The sequence below is a fragment of the Roseovarius sp. D0-M9 genome, assembly GCF_037083805.1.
In the GTDB taxonomy this organism is placed as follows: Bacteria; Pseudomonadota; Alphaproteobacteria; order Rhodobacterales; family Rhodobacteraceae; genus Roseovarius.
In genome coordinates, this window is the sequence record NZ_JBAPKZ010000049.1 from 1 (window position 1) to 15,463 (window position 15,463).

Below are 15,463 nucleotides of genomic sequence, written 5' to 3' on the forward strand. Positions count from 1 at the left end.
CAGCTCATCGCAGCCATCGGCGACGTCTGCGATCTCTTCACTCCCGTCGAGTGCTGGAACTTCTTCAAAGCCTCTGGATACACATCATGAATAAGTGGAAATGCTGTATTCATTGGTTGGTTCGGGCCACGCGGACTGGCGACGGCGCTCTTCGCCTTGCTGGTCACCGAGCAACTCGCTCCCGAGCTTGGGGAGTTTGTCCTTCATCTTGCGATCAATACAGTTTGGATCAGCGCACTGCTGCACGGCGCTACAGCCGTGCCACTTGCCAAAGCTTTCGCGGCCCGAACATCCAAGCGAGAGCCATCAGCACGCTGACGCAATTCACGTCGTGTCAGGTCGGCCCGCCCACACCTTGATCCCCCCAGAAGAGTTTCTCACAAGGGTCGCCCAAACTGCTGCGAAGGGCCAGCATCCGAACACCCTTTCGTGAACGGTGTAACAATAGCGCCGTCTCGGCGCACTTACAGGTGCGGACCCGCGAAACGGGATCCCTTGATCTGAAATGGAGAACAATATGACGATGATGAAACCGACCCTCACACTTGGCGCAACGCTCGCCTGCGCGCTTACTACGATGGCGATGACGCCCGCACATGCTCAGGAGAACATGGAAAAATGCTTTGGTGTGGCCCTGGCTGGCCAGAACGATTGCGCGGCCGGGGCGGGCACGACCTGCGCTGGCACGTCAAAAGTCGACTATCAGGGTAACGCCTGGAAGATGGTTCCGGCAGGCACCTGCACCACGATGAAACTGCCGACGGCAGCTGATGGCACCGAGCGCACTGGTGCGCTTGAGGCACTGGAACGCGACGTCCCTGCATGACGATGTTTCGGGCGGCGAGCAACGCCCCGCCGCCCGAACCCCTTTTTCTTTGGAGGAGTGCGCCATGTCCCTGCCATCTGCTGCCGGTGTCAGTTTCAAGCCCGAGCATTTCGAAGCGATCCGCGCCACTGCGCCCGATATTGGCTTTTTCGAGGTCCACGCGGAGAACTACATGGGTGCTGGCGGCTTGCCGCATGCCCAGCTTTCGCAATTGCGCGACGACTATGCGCTGTCGCTGCACGGGGTTGGCCTGTCTATCGGTGGTGCGGATAATCTGAATGCCGAGCATTTGGAGCGGCTGAAAGTGTTGTGCGACCGATACCAGCCAGACAGCTTTTCGGAACATCTGGCCTGGTCCAGCCATGGCGGTGACTACCTGAACGACCTCCTGCCGCTACCTTATACCGACGAAACGCTGGTGCAGGTCTGCCGCCATGTCGCGCAGGTGCAGGATGTGCTGGGGCGGCGGATGTTGCTGGAAAACCCGTCGACTTATGTGCTCTTTGACCAATCGACCATCCCCGAGACCGAGTTTCTGGCCGAAGTGGTGCAGCGCACCGGCTGCGGACTTTTGCTTGACGTGAACAACGTCTTTGTCTCGGCCACCAACCACCAGACCGATGCGCTGGCCTATCTGGCCGCCTTTCCGCTGGAGGCAGTGGGCGAAATCCACCTTGGTGGCCATAACGTGGAAGAGCTGCCTTCCGGCCCACTGCTGATCGACGCGCATGGCAGCCCGGTCGCAGATCCGGTCTGGGCTCTCTATTTTGCCGTTCTCGGCCGGACCGGGCTTATGGCCACGCTGATCGAATGGGACAACGATGTCCCGGATTGGCCCGTTCTGATGGCCGAGGCTACGCGCGCGCAATCCGTGCTGGACCGGATGAAGGAGGTGAGCCTTGAACGCGTATCCTGATCTGGTTTCCGCCTTTGCGTCCGGTCTGGTAGATGGCACCCTGCCGCCCGGCCTGACAGCCCGTATGCCGGATGAGGCCGCACGCCGCTTTGCCGTCTATCGCAATAACGTCGCCACCGGCCTGGCCGACGCGCTGGCCAAACGCTTCCCGGTGATCGAGCGGCTTGTCGGCCCCGATTTCTTTCGCGCCATGGGCCGAGACTATCTGGAAGGAAACCGTCCGAAATCCCCGGTCCTGCTGGACTGGGGCGACACGTTTCCGAACTTTCTGGCGGGTTTTCCGCCACTGGCGAACTTCCCCTACATGGCCGATGTGGCGCGGATCGAGGTCGCACGCGGCCGGGCCTATCACGCCGCCGACGCCGACCCCATTTCGCGCGATCTTCTGATCGTAGGGGCGTCAGAGCCGGAAAACGCCCAGTTCGGTCTGCACCCATCCGTCCAGGTTCTGCGCCTGTCGCATCCTGCCGTCAGCATCTGGGCCGCAAACCAACCCGGCGCAGACGCGCAAGGGGCGATGCTGCCAAGACCCGAGATCGCACTGATCTTGCGCGACGGTCAGTATCAGGTCCCGGTCATGGCGATTGGAGCCGGAGATGCGGCCCTGATTGATGCCTTGCAGGACGGTCAGACCCTTTTGATCGGCGCAGAACTCGCCGCCTTCGCCGAAGCGGGGCATGACCCGCAACCCATCATGGTCCGCCTGATGCAGGCGGGTGCCATCACCTTGCCAAAGGAGACACCATGACCGCCCTCATCCGCCGACTGAACGGCCTGTTCGACCAGATCCCGCATGACGTTGTGACACTGGCCTTGCGCATCTTTCCCGCGATGGTGTTTTTCCAATCGGGCCGCACCAAGGTGGAAGGCCTGTTCACCATCAAGGACTCGACCTGGTTCCTGTTCGAACATGAATATGCCCTGCCGATCATACCATCCAATCTGGCGGCTGTCCTAGGGACCACCGCAGAACATGTGTTGCCGATCCTATTGATACTGGGCCTGTTCACCCGTTTTGCGGCGCTCGGCCTTTTGGGAATGACGGCTGTGATCCAGATCTTCGTCTATCCGGGCGCCTGGGTGACGCATGGCCTTTGGGCTGCCGCCTTTCTTGCGGTAGTCGCCTTTGGACCAGGACGACTGTCACTGGACAGAATGCTCGGGCTGGACGGCCCTCGGGCGAACCCGGCGCTCAAGCCGGAGCCGGTCAAATGATGCGCACCCTTGCCATCGGGGCGATCGCCCTTGCCCTGTTTGCCGGTCAGGCCACGGCGGATGCCAGACGATTTGCCGCCGAATGGCCGCAGACCGATTTCAACCGCACCATGATCCACCTGGACGAAGTCATATCGGGCGGACCGGGCAAGGACGGAATCCCGGCGCTGTCGGACCCGGATTTCATCGCTGCGGCGAATGAAACCCAGCTCAATCCGCGCGAACCCGTGCTGACCTATGCACCCGAGGGCCAAGTGGCCCGCGCCTATCCGATCCGTTATCTGATGTGGCACGAGATCGTGAATGACACCGTCGCGGGCACCCCCATCGCCGTGACCTTCTGCCCCTTGTGCAATTCTGGCATGATCTTTGACCGCCGGGTTGCGGGGGAGACCCTGACTTTTGCCGTCTCGGGGCTTCTGCGGAATTCCGACATGGTGATGTATGACCGGCAAAGCCAAAGCTGGTGGCAGCAGGCCGTGGGGCAAGGCATCGTCGGGCGCCACGCGGGGACCGAACTGGCCCAGTTGGTCAGCTGGATGGAAAGCTGGGAGGCCTTCCGCACTGCGCACCCCGATGGGCTGGTGATGCAGGAGCCCGACTGGGGCCGTAATTACGGCCAGAATCCCTACGTTAGCTATGACAGTTCGATCCGGCCCTTCCTCTATAGCGGAGAAAACCCGCCGCATGGCGTTGATCCTCTGGCACGTGTGCTGCGCGTCGGCAACCGCGCCTGGCCGATGGACCGACTTCGCCGCGCCGGGCGTGTCACAGAGGCCGGGGTGACGATTACATGGACCGAAGGCCAAGCCTCTGCCCTGGACAGCCCCGACATCGGCGCGGGGCGCGAGGTGGGCAACGTCCGTGTGCAAGACGCCAACGGCAGGGACGTTGCGCATGACATCCCCTTTGCCTTCGCGTTCCATGCATTTTTCCCGGATGGCCAGTGGATGCTCGGCAAGTGATTGGCTTTGGTTTTCGGATATCTCGCGCGGCAATGTCCTGAAATGACTGAAGGCAAGCCAATCTCGCCGCCGTGGATCCTGTCCGCGCTCGGGCTTCAGGCGCGGTTGGTCTTTGCGGCGGTCCTCGGCCCGTTCTTCCTGATTTCAGCCGCCAGCAAGATCGGCGGCAGCGATCTGTCCATGGGCCCGGACGTTGCCGGCACCTTTCTGTCTCTTGGTGCGTTCTACAGCCTTGCACCTGGCCAATTGGACGCAGCTGGCGGTGATGCGGCGATGCTGCCCATTGCCGTTCTGATCGCCGTTCATACGCTGGTGCTGGCCGAGGCGCTGCTGCCGGTACTGCTGGTGATCGGCTTTGCCACACGTCTTGCGGCCATCGGGCTGATCGGTCTGGTCATCACCACATCGGCCATCGACATTTTCGGCCATGGCGCACCGCCTGAAGTGGTGGGCGGCCTGTTCGATGCCAACCCTTATAGTCAAATTCTCGATCAGCGCCTCTTGTGGATCATGCTGCTGAGTGTTCCGGCAGCCCTTGGCGGCGGATGGCTGTCGATTGACAGCGCGCTTGGCACCCTTCGCCGCAGGCACGCAAGACGGCCCGCCGGATAGCACCGGCGGGCCGCAGGTTCAGTCCACCTTGTAGTCTGCGAACCGGTCATCAACCGGCGTTCCGGCCAGATGGTTGACGTAGTTAGAGAAGGTCTTGCAGGCGATCGCCAGAACGATGCCCAGAATCTGCTGCTCGCCATATCCAGCTGCGAGGAACGCATCGATCGCGGGCCTGTCCGGATTGCCGCGCGTGTCGACCATCGTCTCGGTGAATGTCGCCAGCGCCTGCAACTTCTCGTCTGGCAAGGGCTCCCCTGCCCGGACCGCGGCAAGCACATCGGCGGGAACGCCCGACACCTTGTCGGCCAGCATCGAGTGCGCCGCCATGCAATAGGTGCAGCCGTTGAAGCGGCTGATGACAAGGAAGACGACCTCTTGTTCCGCCGGGGTAAAACCCGCCGTCTCGCGGAACGCCTCATAGGTGGAAAGATAGCCTTCCAAAACACCGGGCAGCTTGGCCATGTAGGCATACATGTTGGGGACGAACCCCATTTTGGCCTTGATGTCTTCGAGCATGGACTTGGCATCGCCGGTGGCCGTCTCGATCCTTTCGGGTGTCATTTCCAGCAAAGCAGATCGTGTCATTGTCGGCCTCCTAATTTATAGATTGGTCATTCTGTAATTTGACTTGGTCCTATGCGCCACCTACTTCCAGAGCATTAAGTTCAAAAAGAAGTGATGCCATGCCGAAGCAACGTCCGCGTGGAAGGCCGCGCGGCTATGATGCCACCGATGCCCTAGACGCCGCGACATCCGTGTTCTGGGCCAAGGGCTATGAGGGCGCGTCGGTCGACGAGCTGTGCCGCGCAATGAACATGCCGCGCGCCAGCGTCTATCAACACTTTGGCGACAAGCAGCACCTGTTTCTGACGGCAATCGACCACTACGCCAAGACGCGCCTTGAACCGCTGTCGCAAAGCCTTGGGCCGATCGGCGCACTGGACGAAGACCTGCAGTCGTTCTTCGACCATGTCGTCACCCTTGCGACGCAGGATCCGTCAACGCCGGGCTGCTTGATTTCCAGTGTTCTGTCCGATGCAGCCGGAACCAACCCACTGTTCAAGGCAGAGCTGGACCGCCGCTTTGCGGCCCTCGAAGCATGCCTGTCGGACCGGTTGCGCCAGTCCGCAGAAAAATTGGGCGCGCCTGCCGAGGTCATGGCAGTGGTTTTGGCCTCGGTCGCGCGCGGGCTGACATTGCGGGCACGCTCGGGCACATCTGCCGTTGATCTTCGCGCCGTCGGTCATGCCGCTGCGCGCGCCTTCGTCGATCCGGCGGGCACCTGACCCTTGAAGGTCAAGAAATGTCTGTAACGCTTGCGCATCTCATCCGTCATTACGTCAACCCTCGACAAGAAAAGGATTTGCTAAAAATGGCCCGCACCATTCATAGACACTTTTCGCGACACGTGACCGCCCGCCTGACCCCATGAAAAAATGCTTGCACGATTGGAGACGGGGATGATCGACGCGGCTCTTCTGCCCTTGCAGCGTAGGATGCTGACCCCCCCCGGCCGATGGCTGGCCGCGCGTGGCGTCCACGCCGACCATATCACGCTTGCGGGTTTTGCCGCAGGTGTGCTGGCGGTCCCGGCACTTGCCATTGGCACCTATGGTCTGTCGCTGGCGCTGCTGGCGTTGAACCGCCTGGCTGACGGGTTGGATGGCGCAGTGGCGCGACTGTCCGGCCCGACCGACCGGGGGGCGTTTCTGGACATCGCACTCGATTTCGTTTTTTACGCGCTGTTTCCGCTCGGTTTTGCCTTGGCGGACCCCACGACGAATGCTTTGCCTGCTGCGGTGCTGATCGCGGCATTCGTGGGGACCGGGTCGTCATTTCTGGCCTTCGCCTCCATCGCGGCCAAGCGCGAGGAAATTGCCATAGCCTTTCCCGCGAAGGGTATCTACTACCTTGGCGGGCTGACCGAAGGGTTCGAGACCATAGCGATCTTCGCGGCAATGTGTTTGTTTCCAACGGCGTTCCCCCTTCTGGCCTATGGGTATGCCGCTGCCTGCACCCTGACCACGATCCTGCGCTGGCGTCATGGTTGGCTGGCGTTTTCGCACCGGAAATGATGAGCCACAGACTGTAAAAAACGGCGGCGAGGCTGTCCTTATCCAAGCATCATTCGCCAGATACCGGAGACCACATGAAATTCCCCCTCGTCCTTGTCCTTTCATTGCTTGCAACCCCGGCCTTGGCCGATTGGCAGCAGAACCTGGACGCCGCGCGCGGCCAGACCGTCTATTGGAACGCCTGGGGCGGCGATGCGCGCACCAACGCCTTTATCGCCTGGGTCGGCGAACAGACCGAGGCGCTCTATGACGTAGGCGTTGCGCAGGTCAAACTGACCGACACCGCAGAGGCGGTGACTCGTGTGATTTCCGAGAAGGCTGCCGGTCAGGACACGGGCGGCAGCGTGGACCTGATCTGGATCAACGGGCCAAACTTTCTGGCAATGAAGGAACAGGGCCTGCTGCACGGGCCATTTGTGAACGATCTACCCAATGCGCGATATCTGGACCTTGGGCCGGCATCGCCCGCATCGGTCGATTTCACGGTGCCTGTGGACGGCCTTGAGAGCCCGTGGCGACAGGCCAAATTCGTCTTCACCTATAACTCCACCCGCGTGGCCAAACCGCCGCGCAGTATGGCAGCCTTTGTGGAGTGGGCGGCGGCCAATCCGGGGCGGTTCACCCATCCCGATCCGTCGAACTTCATGGGGTCAACCTTTCTGAAACAGGCGCTGATCGAACTGGCGCCCGACGTGAGCATTCTGCAGAAACCCGTCACGGACGCGGGTTTTGACGCGGCAACCGCGCCCCTCTGGGACTGGTACGACGCGCTGCGCCCGAACCTGTGGCGTGGCGGCGAAACCTACCCTGAAAACCAGTCGGTGCAGCAGCAACTGCTGAATGATGGCGAGGTGGATATCGCGATGTCCTTCGACCCGGCCTCGACCGCAGCCGCCATCGCGGACGGCCTCTTGCCCGATAGCGCGCGGGTGTTCGTGCCCGAAAGCGGCAGCATCGGCAATATCAGCTTTGTTGCCATTCCCTACAATGCGGCCAACGCCGAAGGGGCAGAGGTCGTGGCTAATTTTCTGCTCGATCCGGTAACGCAGGCGCATATGCAGAATATCGAAGTGCTGGGGTCGTTCTCGGTGCTGGACCCGTCACGTCTGGATGATGCCGCCAAAGCGGCATTCGCGGACCTCCCCACTGCTCCGGCGCTTCCGACCCTGGCCGAGCTTGGCCCAACGCTGCTGGAGCCTCATGCCAGCTGGATGAGCCGGCTGACCGAGGAATGGGCGAGGCGTTACATCAAATGAGCCATGATGGCCGCCTTCTGCGCACCGTCGTGCTGGGGGTGGTCGGGCTTGGCCTGATCGCTCCCATTGTCGCCGGCCTGTGGCAGACCGGGCGCGCCGCCCTTGGCATCCTGCCCGCCCTGGGGCGGAACGCGGCATCGCTGGGTCCATGGCACGAACTAGCTGACCTGCCGGGCTTTGCCACCAGCCTGCGCCTGACTCTGGTTACGGGTCTTGGCTCCAGCCTGCTGTCGCTGCTGCTGGCGACCGGTTTTTGCGCTGCCGTTCACGCCCGTATGAACACGTCGGCGGGGGCGCGGATGCTGACCCCGTTTCTGGCCATTCCCCATGCGGCCATGGCGGTGGGGTTGGCCTTTGTTTTGGCCCCGTCGGGCTGGATCGCGCGGATGCTGGCGCCCTTCGCCGGATGGGACCGTCCGCCGGACATCGCCACCGTAAATGACGGCTGGGGCCTCGCCCTAATGATCGGCCTGATGGTCAAGGAGGTGCCCTTCCTGTTGCTGGTGATCCTGTCGGCGCTCAGCCAGATTCCCGTGGCGCGCCACGTCGCGGCGGGGCGCGCGCTTGGCTATGGCCGCGGGATCGTCTGGATCAAGATCATCATGCCACAAGTCTGGCCGCTGATCCGGCTGCCGGTCTGGGTGGTGCTGGCCTATGCGCTGTCGGTCGTGGACATGGCGATCATCCTCGGGCCCTCGAACCCGCCGACGTTGGCGGTGGCGATAACGCGCTGGTTCACCGCCCCCGACCTCTTGATGATCCTGCCCGCCTCGGCGGGGGCCATTCTGCAAGCGGTGATCGTGGGTTTTGCAGTGGCTTTGTTGATGGCCGCCGAGGCGGTGGGCAAGATGCTGGGCCGCTGGTGGCTCAGGCGCGGTGGGCGCGGTCTGGCGGCGGACCCGGGGCTTTGGGCGGCCAGCGCCGGGGTAGTGGCGCTGATGGCCGTGGGGGCGCTGGCAATGCTGTCGCTTGTCGTCTGGTCGCTTGCGTGGCGCTGGTTCTTCCCGCAGATCCTGCCGGAAAACTGGTCGCTCAAGCCCTGGACGGGCGCGCAAGACGGCTGGAAGCGGGCGCTGTCCAATACGCTCCTTATGGCCTCGGCGACGGTGGGTTTGTCGCTCGCGCTGGCGATTGCGTGGCTCGAAGGTGAGGATCGTGCCCGCCGCACCCGTGCTCCCTGGGCAGAGGCCCTGGTCTATCTGCCGCTGCTGATTCCGCAGATCGGGTTTCTCTATGGTTTGAATATCGGGTTTCTACAGCTCGGCCTGTCCGGCGGGATCTGGGCTGTGATCTGGGCGCAGGCGCTGTTCGTCTTTCCCTATGTGATGATCGCGCTGTCGAACCCCTGGCGCGCGCTGGACCCGCGCATGATCCGCGCCGCCGCCGCCCTCGGGGCCGGGCCGGAACGCAGGTTGTGGGCCATCAAGCTGCCGGTGCTGATACGCCCGATCCTGACCGCCGCCGCCATCGGCGTCGCGGTGTCGGTCGCGCAATATTTGCCAACGCTATTCATGGGCGCGGGCCGCGTCGCGACGCTCACCACCGAGGCAGTGACCCTGTCCTCAGGGTCCGACCGCCGCGTGACGGGGGTCTATGCGACACTGCAGGCCGCGCTGCCCTTTGCCGCCTATCTCGCAGCATTCGCGATTCCCGCGCTCCTGCACCGCAACCGTCGCGACCTGTTGGGGACCCCTGCCACATGAGCCTTGATCTTGACGCACTCAACATTCAGTCGGCGGAGGGCACCGCGCTGTTCCAGCCGCTGACGCTGCACGTCCCGGCGGGCAGCCTGGTCACGGTGATGGGGCCTTCGGGCGTGGGGAAATCGACGCTGCTCGACGCCATCGGCGGGCATCTGGCGCATGGGTTTCGCTTGTCGGGTACGATTCGGCTGAACGGGCGCGACGTAACAGGCCTGCCCGCCGAAGCGCGGCAGATCGGGTTGATGTTCCAGGACGCGCTGCTCTTTCCGCATCTGTCGATCGGCGATAATATGGCCTTTGGCCTGCCGCCTGGCCTGCGCGGGCGCCGAGCGAGGCGCGCGGCGGTGGAGGCGGCACTGGATCAGGGGGGGCTGGCTGGGCTCTACGGCCGCGATCCTGCCACGCTGTCGGGCGGGCAGCGCGCCCGCGCGGCGCTGATGCGCACCCTGCTGGCCGAACCTGCGGCCCTGCTTCTGGACGAGCCGTTCTCCAAACTCGACGCCGGGCTGCGCGGTGACTTGCGTCGATTCACCTTCGAGCATGTGAAATCCCGCGCCGTTCCGACACTGATGGTCACACATGACCCCGACGATGCCACAGCCGCTGGCGGACCAATCGTTGCCCTGGAAGGGGTCATCCCGCCATGAATACCCACGCCGCAGCCGCCGTGATCGTCACCGCAATCCTTCTGGCTGTCCGCGCGCTACGTCGCTGATCCGTCCGGCAGCGCCCGTTCAGGCGCCGGTTCGGCGGACCATTCCAGCAGGTGAGGATCGAAACCCTTGGCCAGATGCGGCTTCACCACCTGAAAATATGGAGACAGGTCGAAATCGCGCGGCGCGAACAGCGAATGATGCCGGATACGCAGAATTTCCCGCCGTGCAAATTTCGATCCCTTCCGCGCCTTCACCGCCCGCACATCGGGCAGGATCGGATATTGAACCGACTGAAACGCCCGCGCGATGAGCGACGAACAGATCGCTCGCGTCGGATCGCTTGATCCGATGGCCAGCATACGCCTGCGCCAGCGGACAGGAACCGGCGGCGTGGGAAATAAATAGCGAAAAAGATCGAAGACGTTGCGCAGATCGTATTTCAGGCCCACTCGCAGCGCCATGAACTCCGTCACGGATCGGCGTTCCTCGGGCGTCAGGCCCACGGGGCGGCAGATACGTGTGTTGAAGCTTGCATATTTCGACAGCGGCGCCGACACGCAACCTTCGCTCAGATTGACCTCGATCAGCCGGTGCGGTTCGGCAGCCCCCGGCGTTTCTGGCAGAGTGTCCCCCACATACATCGCGGCATGGGACCATGTGGATTGGGTCAGGTACTTTATAGCGTTGGAAATCCGCTCCTGCCCCTCGATGAGAAGCACGTCGCCGGGTCGCAGCGTGCGACACAGGGTTTCGAAGTCGGATGGCGTGAAAGGGGTGTAGCCCGCACTCGGGCGGTTCAGGTAAACAGCCAAGCGCCGCCCGATCCAGCTCAGGAGTGAATCGCAGCAATCGCGCAGCGTTACGGACATCCAATTTCTCCGGCTGACATGTTTAGGTCTCGTCAGGAAGACTACCGTTGCGATGAAATGTTACAGGCTGGCGCGGCATATATCGCCCTCGCAGCGGATAACGGGCATCGGGCGACCCGTTGCGCGCATCAGGACGAGGGCCAGCGCGACGCCCACAAAGATCGCCACCCAACTTGGGAGCGCATGGGGCGACAGCGCCGGCAGGGCGAACAGGATCAGTCCGTCATTACCCCCAGGGATCAGCGCGGCGCCTGCGTCCATCGCGATCCCGGCCATGCCGTGACGCAATGCGGCCACAAGGCGGATGCGGCGCAACCGGAACGATCTCCGCCATACGGCCGACCCGACCATCCCGAGGATGGCCGCCCCCGAAAATAGCCACAAGAGCGTGCTATTGTTGCAGCCGGACAAGGGGGCCGCCCGTACCGTACAGAGCATTGTCGAGGTGAAAGATCAGGTCATTCCAAGCGATAGAAGCCCGGAATTCGCCATTGCCAGCGTTGTGACGGACAGGGACAAGGGCCAATGAGCGGCTCCTAACTGCCCCCATCCTTCGGCACGCAGACGCCACACGATGCGCAGGCCTTGCCACAACATCCAAGGCCCGATCGCGAGCAGAAACCAGACCGGCGCGCCCGGCGCCTGAGTGGGCCGCTGGTGCAGATCGGGCCATAGCAGATGAACCCCGACCATCCCGAGCGGCCATCCCGCCAGCGTAAACAGCATGACAACGTGCCCATCGGCCAATCGCACCAGAGCGGAAAAGCTGCACGCCCCGTTCGCACCGGCGCCGAGACCAAAGAGCAAGCCGCCCAGTAGGGCGGTTGCGCTCATCGGCCAGTGTCGCATGGCAATGCCGTCGGTCATCGTGCCCGCAATCGCGGCGAGGCCGAATACCCACATCGAGGCCTTCAGAAATGACCACAGAAGCCAGCCGCTGCGCGAGGTCATCACCTCCGCCACGGCCTTGACGGCGCATAGCCCGGCCCGATGCGCCGAGACCCCAAGGATCGCGCCCAAGAACAGGGACAAGGGCAAGATGGGGGACATGGGACCTCGGCGCGGGCTGGCTCACTCTAGCTTAGTTGGCCAAGTGGTCAGAGGTGAAGACCATGTCGTCGTCCGCGCTCTGGTGGCAGGCGATGCACCCCTCGTTCATGCCTTTGGCCACCTGTCCGGCCATTGGCATGCCGTTTGGCGTCTGATCCAGAGATCCATCCGGCAGGTATTTGACCCAGAACCAGTCCCCGTCTTCGGGATCATAGCCTGCCTCGCGGCGAAACATGATGGTATAGGCGGCCAGATGGGTGTCCGCGTCGCGCAGTACCTGATCCTCGGTCACGCCGACGGGACCGAAGTTGCGTTTCACGATCAGGTCACCTTCATGTCCGTTGATTGAGGCAGTGGTGTAGAACGTCTCCAGCATCATGCCATGCGGGTCGGTCCCCCCATAGGGCGTGGCCCGGATCATGCCTGGCCCCGCCAGCTTGCTGCCCTGCAAATACGCCCAGATCTCTGCGGCATAGTCCATGTCCGCGGCAGAGCCAAAGGGCATGTCCTGCGCGATGGTCGCAGTACCACCCAGCGATATCGCCAGCGCGCCAACTATCAGTGATCGTTTCATTTGATATCCTCCCGTTTGTACTCTTGGTGACAAACGACAGCCTCATGGTGACAAACGACGGCCCCATGTGTTTCGCTATGGCGCTACACGATGCCGTGAGGATCAGGCCGCATTGAATATCCTTGTCAGTTACTCTCCCAAAACTTAACGAATACTGGTGGCGAAATGGGAACTCACCTTCATGCCCGTCGCTCTTCGCCGCGATACAGAACGTCTCCAGCATCATGGCATGCGGGTCGGCCCCTCCAGTGCGTGGCCCCGCTCATGTCCGGCCGGCGGGCTTGCTCTTCTGCATATACACCCAGATCTTCCGGCGTATTCCCACCCGCCCGGACTGCCGGGCGTGGGTGGAGGGCGAGGTGTGGCTGCTAGTTTGTGACGATTAACCCCCCGCCGTATCCTTGGCGGGGGGCTGTCTGGTGTAGAAGTCCGACGCTTCGTTTAGCGGTTGCCGGGCCCCTGATGTTGGGTCTGGGTGCTGAAGGGGCGCTGTTCAGTTGAGGTCGGTCGAGTAGCGACCGTGTCCCGGTTCAATGTGGCGTCAACCAGATCGCGGCTCTCTGCGACGGTATATCCGTCGATAATGACACCTTTGCCAAGCTTTTGCGCATGATCGATCTCGTGGATGTCGTAGGCATTCATCGAATTGAGGCTACTCTCGCTGATCCGGTTGGGGACTTGGTCAGTGGGATCCCTGTCCATAGCACTTGCGGGGATGGCCACTGCCGTCAAAGTGCCGACAAGCGCCAAAGTGATGACGCGGAATGCGGGGTTTTGGGTTGCATAGGTCATGTCAATTTCCTTTCGGTTTCAGGGGCTGCTACAGCCTTATCGACTGCGTATCGGCCCACTTCTGCTACTGTTTGGGTGACTTGCGAGGGCGCCGATTGTTTCACTACGCCGCTACACCCTTTCGTGAGGATCGGGCCGCATCGAAAAACCTTGTCGACCCCGCTCACATTGCCGGGATACCGGGGGCTTTTTCTTTACTTCCCACAAACCTGACGGACACTGGTTGCGGAAAGGGAGATCACCATGACCCGCTCTGTCCCCTGCCGGGTTCCTGTCGCACTATCGCAATTTCCGTCTGCGGCGTCTGACCGTTGCGCTGGCGACACCGCCCGGCGTGAGGCGTCTTTCATAGAAGGCGAACCTGCGTGTGGCATCGCCATGGATCGCGAAACGCGGGGCAGCCCAGGGGCTTTCGCCGCGTGCTGCGATTTCCCATGGGGACCGCATGGATAAGTTTCCCAGCGAGCCACAAGGCACCACGACCGCCCGCATATTCCGGGTCGCGCTACGCCTGATCCTATTGCTGATGCTCGCCTATGGCGTTCACCTGCTAGCGGGTTGGTTATCGGCACGGACCGCGACGCTCCATCCCGGTGCGCAGGTCAGTTTGTTGGTAGCACTGCTATTGGTTTACTCGGTACTGATTGCCACCCCTTTCGTGCCAGGGGTTGAAATCGGCTTGATGCTGCTCGCCGTCGAGGGGGCCTGGATAGCCCCGTGGATCTATGTTGCCACCGTGGCCGGTCTGTTGCTCGCCTACGGACTGGGCGAATGGGTGCCCTATGCGCGTCTGCACCGCATTCTGGCCGATCTGTACATGCGGCGCGTCTGCGCCTTGCTTGAACATATTCACCCGCTCAGCCGCGAGGAACGGGTTATGCTGGTGCACAACAATGCGCCCAAATGGCTGCGCCCCTTCATTTCCCGCTATCGCTATCTGCTTCTGGCGGTCGTCATCAATCTGCCGGGTAATGCAGTGATCGGCGGTGGGGGTGGCATCATGTTTCTTGCAGGACTCAGCCGACTTTTCAGGCCCGCCACCGTGGCCCTGACCCTTGCTCTGGCCGTGATGCCGGTGCCGCTGGCTGTCTGGGCTTTCGGCATCGACATCATGCCATGACGGACTGTCAGGCGATGGCAGGTCGGCCACTTGAATGGGCGACCTAGAAAGCAGCCTTGCAAATCGGCCACCCCTGATGCTGTGGCCCGATCCCCTGAAACATCCGGCGCAGATCCACCGTGCTGCGTGTGCCGATATCGGCATGGTTCCGGTTCAGCCAAGAGGCAGCTGTTTCGCGCCCCAGCTCTCGCAGATGTGTCAGGAACGCCCATTCCACGTTCATCTTTGACGACTCCCCCAGCTTCATCCCAGCCCCTTGCATTACGTGTTGCAATTCGAGGTCACAATCTGTGGACCGGCCCACCCGCCAAAGGTGCACGGCGAGGAACAGTTCGCGAAGATTTCTTCGGGAGCCATTTTGGAGATCCTTGGCGCAGCATGGTCGGCCGCTGTGCGGGACAAGCAGCCTTTGGTGAAGTGGGCACAAACGGCCGCTTTGCGACTGAACGACTACCGGCTGGCGCCGGTAGGATCAGCGATGTGCTGTTCCAGGTAGCCGTCAGAGCCAGAACGTCGGTCGGTGTCATGTGCGTTTCCTCATTGGGTCAGTCAGGCCAGTTCGGTTTCAATTAGCGCCGATCCGCGCCGTGTGCGATGCACAGGACCTTCGTCGGCGATCGCCAAAAGGAACGCGCGATGATCGTCGGTCAGATCGCCCTCCAGTCGGATTTCACGGCGAAAGAGGTCAATACAGCATTTCCACTTATTCATGATGTGTATCCAGAGGCTTTGAAGAAGTTCCAGCACTCGACGGGGGTGAAGAGATCGCAGACGTCGCCGATGGCTGCGATGAGCTGATCGAATGTTCTCGCACCGATGCGTCTGAGGTGCGCC

Annotated in this window: 20 protein-coding genes and 1 pseudogene; 12 read left to right on the top strand and 9 right to left on the bottom strand. The window is 62.2% G+C overall.

Annotated elements, in window-relative coordinates:
* Nucleotides 1-517 precede the first annotated feature (517 nt).
* The 6 genes from V8352_RS19435 to V8352_RS19460 all read left to right on the top strand — a co-directional run bounded on the left by V8352_RS19435 (nt 518) and on the right by V8352_RS19460 (nt 4,534).
* Nucleotides 518-826 (top strand): BufA1 family periplasmic bufferin-type metallophore, encoded by a 309-nt coding sequence (locus V8352_RS19435; protein ID WP_336425940.1) that lies wholly within the window; start codon nt 518-520, stop codon nt 824-826.
* Between the two features lie 64 nt (nt 827-890).
* Nucleotides 891-1,742, top strand: coding sequence for an MNIO family bufferin maturase (gene bufB, locus V8352_RS19440; RefSeq protein ID WP_336425941.1), 852 nt, complete (start codon nt 891-893; stop codon nt 1,740-1,742).
* Nucleotides 1,726-2,490: an HvfC/BufC N-terminal domain-containing protein gene (locus tag V8352_RS19445; protein WP_336425942.1), complete on the top strand. Its 765-nt coding sequence runs from the start codon at nt 1,726-1,728 to the stop codon at nt 2,488-2,490. The genes bufB and V8352_RS19445 overlap by 17 nt, the downstream gene beginning before the upstream one ends.
* Complete coding sequence (locus V8352_RS19450; RefSeq protein ID WP_336425943.1) at nt 2,487-2,957, top strand: DoxX family protein; 471 nt, start codon at nt 2,487-2,489, stop codon at nt 2,955-2,957. The genes V8352_RS19445 and V8352_RS19450 overlap by 4 nt, the downstream gene beginning before the upstream one ends.
* Nucleotides 2,957-3,922 (top strand): DUF3179 domain-containing protein, encoded by a 966-nt coding sequence (locus tag V8352_RS19455; RefSeq protein ID WP_336425958.1) that lies wholly within the window; start codon nt 2,957-2,959, stop codon nt 3,920-3,922. Before V8352_RS19450 ends, V8352_RS19455 begins: the two co-directional genes overlap by 1 nt.
* A 42-nt stretch (nt 3,923-3,964) precedes the next feature.
* A complete protein-coding gene (locus tag V8352_RS19460; protein ID WP_336425944.1) occupies nt 3,965-4,534 on the top strand; it encodes a hypothetical protein in 570 nt (189 codons plus the stop codon).
* A gap of 18 nt (nt 4,535-4,552) precedes the next feature.
* Here V8352_RS19460 and V8352_RS19465 read toward each other — a convergent pair whose 3' ends face one another.
* Nucleotides 4,553-5,119 carry a carboxymuconolactone decarboxylase family protein gene (locus V8352_RS19465; RefSeq protein ID WP_336425945.1) on the bottom strand — a complete coding sequence of 189 codons (567 nt, stop codon included), beginning with the start codon at nt 5,117-5,119 and terminating at the stop codon, nt 4,553-4,555.
* A gap of 98 nt (nt 5,120-5,217) precedes the next feature.
* Here V8352_RS19465 and V8352_RS19470 point away from each other — a divergent pair, with 98 nt between their 5' ends.
* The 5 genes from V8352_RS19470 to V8352_RS19490 all read left to right on the top strand — a co-directional run bounded on the left by V8352_RS19470 (nt 5,218) and on the right by V8352_RS19490 (nt 10,215).
* On the top strand, nt 5,218-5,820 hold the full coding sequence (locus tag V8352_RS19470; protein WP_336425946.1) for a TetR/AcrR family transcriptional regulator: 603 nt from the start codon (nt 5,218-5,220) through the stop codon (nt 5,818-5,820).
* Nucleotides 5,821-5,970: 150 nt separating this feature from the next.
* Nucleotides 5,971-6,609 carry a CDP-alcohol phosphatidyltransferase family protein gene (locus tag V8352_RS19475; protein ID WP_442971074.1) on the top strand — a complete coding sequence of 213 codons (639 nt, stop codon included), beginning with the start codon at nt 5,971-5,973 and terminating at the stop codon, nt 6,607-6,609.
* Nucleotides 6,610-6,683: 74 nt separating this feature from the next.
* Nucleotides 6,684-7,865 (top strand): ABC transporter substrate-binding protein, encoded by a 1,182-nt coding sequence (locus V8352_RS19480; protein WP_336425947.1) that lies wholly within the window; start codon nt 6,684-6,686, stop codon nt 7,863-7,865.
* Entirely contained in the window at nt 7,862-9,568 is a 1,707-nt protein-coding gene (locus tag V8352_RS19485; protein WP_336425948.1) for an ABC transporter permease, read from the top strand. The genes V8352_RS19480 and V8352_RS19485 overlap by 4 nt, the downstream gene beginning before the upstream one ends.
* A complete protein-coding gene (locus V8352_RS19490; RefSeq protein ID WP_336425949.1) occupies nt 9,565-10,215 on the top strand; it encodes an ATP-binding cassette domain-containing protein in 651 nt (216 codons plus the stop codon). The genes V8352_RS19485 and V8352_RS19490 overlap by 4 nt, the downstream gene beginning before the upstream one ends.
* A 56-nt stretch (nt 10,216-10,271) precedes the next feature.
* Here V8352_RS19490 and V8352_RS19495 read toward each other — a convergent pair whose 3' ends face one another.
* The 5 genes from V8352_RS19495 to V8352_RS19515 form a co-directional block, all read right to left on the bottom strand.
* Nucleotides 10,272-11,093, bottom strand: coding sequence for a lipo-like protein (locus tag V8352_RS19495; RefSeq protein WP_336425950.1), 822 nt, complete (start codon nt 11,091-11,093; stop codon nt 10,272-10,274).
* A gap of 60 nt (nt 11,094-11,153) precedes the next feature.
* Nucleotides 11,154-11,531: a hypothetical protein gene (locus V8352_RS19500; RefSeq protein ID WP_336425951.1), complete on the bottom strand. Its 378-nt coding sequence runs from the start codon at nt 11,529-11,531 to the stop codon at nt 11,154-11,156.
* Nucleotides 11,532-11,546: 15 nt separating this feature from the next.
* Complete coding sequence (locus tag V8352_RS19505) at nt 11,547-12,143, bottom strand: YeeE/YedE thiosulfate transporter family protein (protein WP_336425952.1); 597 nt, start codon at nt 12,141-12,143, stop codon at nt 11,547-11,549.
* 31 nt (nt 12,144-12,174) lie between these two features.
* A complete protein-coding gene (locus V8352_RS19510; RefSeq protein ID WP_336425953.1) occupies nt 12,175-12,717 on the bottom strand; it encodes a hypothetical protein in 543 nt (180 codons plus the stop codon).
* Between the two features lie 441 nt (nt 12,718-13,158).
* A complete protein-coding gene (locus V8352_RS19515) occupies nt 13,159-13,509 on the bottom strand; it encodes a hypothetical protein (RefSeq protein ID WP_336425954.1) in 351 nt (116 codons plus the stop codon).
* 445 nt (nt 13,510-13,954) lie between these two features.
* Here V8352_RS19515 and V8352_RS19520 point away from each other — a divergent pair, with 445 nt between their 5' ends.
* Nucleotides 13,955-14,629, top strand: coding sequence for a hypothetical protein (locus tag V8352_RS19520; RefSeq protein WP_336425955.1), 675 nt, complete (start codon nt 13,955-13,957; stop codon nt 14,627-14,629).
* 43 nt (nt 14,630-14,672) lie between these two features.
* On the opposite strand, the gene V8352_RS19525 is transcribed toward V8352_RS19520, so the two are convergent.
* The 3 genes and pseudogenes from V8352_RS19525 to V8352_RS19535 all read right to left on the bottom strand — a co-directional run.
* The gene (locus V8352_RS19525; RefSeq protein ID WP_336425956.1) at nt 14,673-14,876 is read right to left on the bottom strand and encodes a hypothetical protein; all 204 of its coding nucleotides are present in this window, start codon (nt 14,874-14,876) and stop codon (nt 14,673-14,675) included.
* Nucleotides 14,877-15,178: 302 nt separating this feature from the next.
* Nucleotides 15,179-15,340, bottom strand: coding sequence for a hypothetical protein (locus V8352_RS19530; RefSeq protein ID WP_336425957.1), 162 nt, complete (start codon nt 15,338-15,340; stop codon nt 15,179-15,181).
* A pseudogene (locus V8352_RS19535) lies at nt 15,337-15,463 on the bottom strand (IS630-like element ISSpo6 family transposase); the annotation flags it as partial. The pseudogene V8352_RS19535 and the gene V8352_RS19530, both read right to left, overlap by 4 nt.

Coding starts and splice junctions, on each gene's coding strand:
- V8352_RS19500 (WP_336425951.1), bottom strand. CDS start 11,531: ATGCTCTGTACGGTACGGGCGGCCCCCTTGTCCGGCTGCAACAATAGC.
- V8352_RS19455 (WP_336425958.1), top strand. CDS start 2,957: ATGCGCACCCTTGCCATCGGGGCGATCGCCCTTGCCCTGTTTGCCGGT.
- V8352_RS19525 (WP_336425956.1), bottom strand. CDS start 14,876: ATGAAGCTGGGGGAGTCGTCAAAGATGAACGTGGAATGGGCGTTCCTG.
- V8352_RS19530 (WP_336425957.1), bottom strand. CDS start 15,340: ATGAATAAGTGGAAATGCTGTATTGACCTCTTTCGCCGTGAAATCCGA.
- V8352_RS19490 (WP_336425949.1), top strand. CDS start 9,565: ATGAGCCTTGATCTTGACGCACTCAACATTCAGTCGGCGGAGGGCACC.
- bufB (WP_336425941.1), top strand. CDS start 891: ATGTCCCTGCCATCTGCTGCCGGTGTCAGTTTCAAGCCCGAGCATTTC.
- V8352_RS19465 (WP_336425945.1), bottom strand. CDS start 5,119: ATGACACGATCTGCTTTGCTGGAAATGACACCCGAAAGGATCGAGACG.
- V8352_RS19450 (WP_336425943.1), top strand. CDS start 2,487: ATGACCGCCCTCATCCGCCGACTGAACGGCCTGTTCGACCAGATCCCG.
- V8352_RS19520 (WP_336425955.1), top strand. CDS start 13,955: ATGGATAAGTTTCCCAGCGAGCCACAAGGCACCACGACCGCCCGCATA.
- V8352_RS19470 (WP_336425946.1), top strand. CDS start 5,218: ATGCCGAAGCAACGTCCGCGTGGAAGGCCGCGCGGCTATGATGCCACC.
- V8352_RS19495 (WP_336425950.1), bottom strand. CDS start 11,093: ATGTCCGTAACGCTGCGCGATTGCTGCGATTCACTCCTGAGCTGGATC.
- V8352_RS19475 (WP_442971074.1), top strand. CDS start 5,971: ATGCTTGCACGATTGGAGACGGGGATGATCGACGCGGCTCTTCTGCCC.
- V8352_RS19510 (WP_336425953.1), bottom strand. CDS start 12,717: ATGAAACGATCACTGATAGTTGGCGCGCTGGCGATATCGCTGGGTGGT.
- V8352_RS19460 (WP_336425944.1), top strand. CDS start 3,965: ATGACTGAAGGCAAGCCAATCTCGCCGCCGTGGATCCTGTCCGCGCTC.
- V8352_RS19485 (WP_336425948.1), top strand. CDS start 7,862: ATGAGCCATGATGGCCGCCTTCTGCGCACCGTCGTGCTGGGGGTGGTC.
- V8352_RS19515 (WP_336425954.1), bottom strand. CDS start 13,509: ATGACCTATGCAACCCAAAACCCCGCATTCCGCGTCATCACTTTGGCG.
- V8352_RS19480 (WP_336425947.1), top strand. CDS start 6,684: ATGAAATTCCCCCTCGTCCTTGTCCTTTCATTGCTTGCAACCCCGGCC.
- V8352_RS19505 (WP_336425952.1), bottom strand. CDS start 12,143: ATGTCCCCCATCTTGCCCTTGTCCCTGTTCTTGGGCGCGATCCTTGGG.
- V8352_RS19435 (WP_336425940.1), top strand. CDS start 518: ATGACGATGATGAAACCGACCCTCACACTTGGCGCAACGCTCGCCTGC.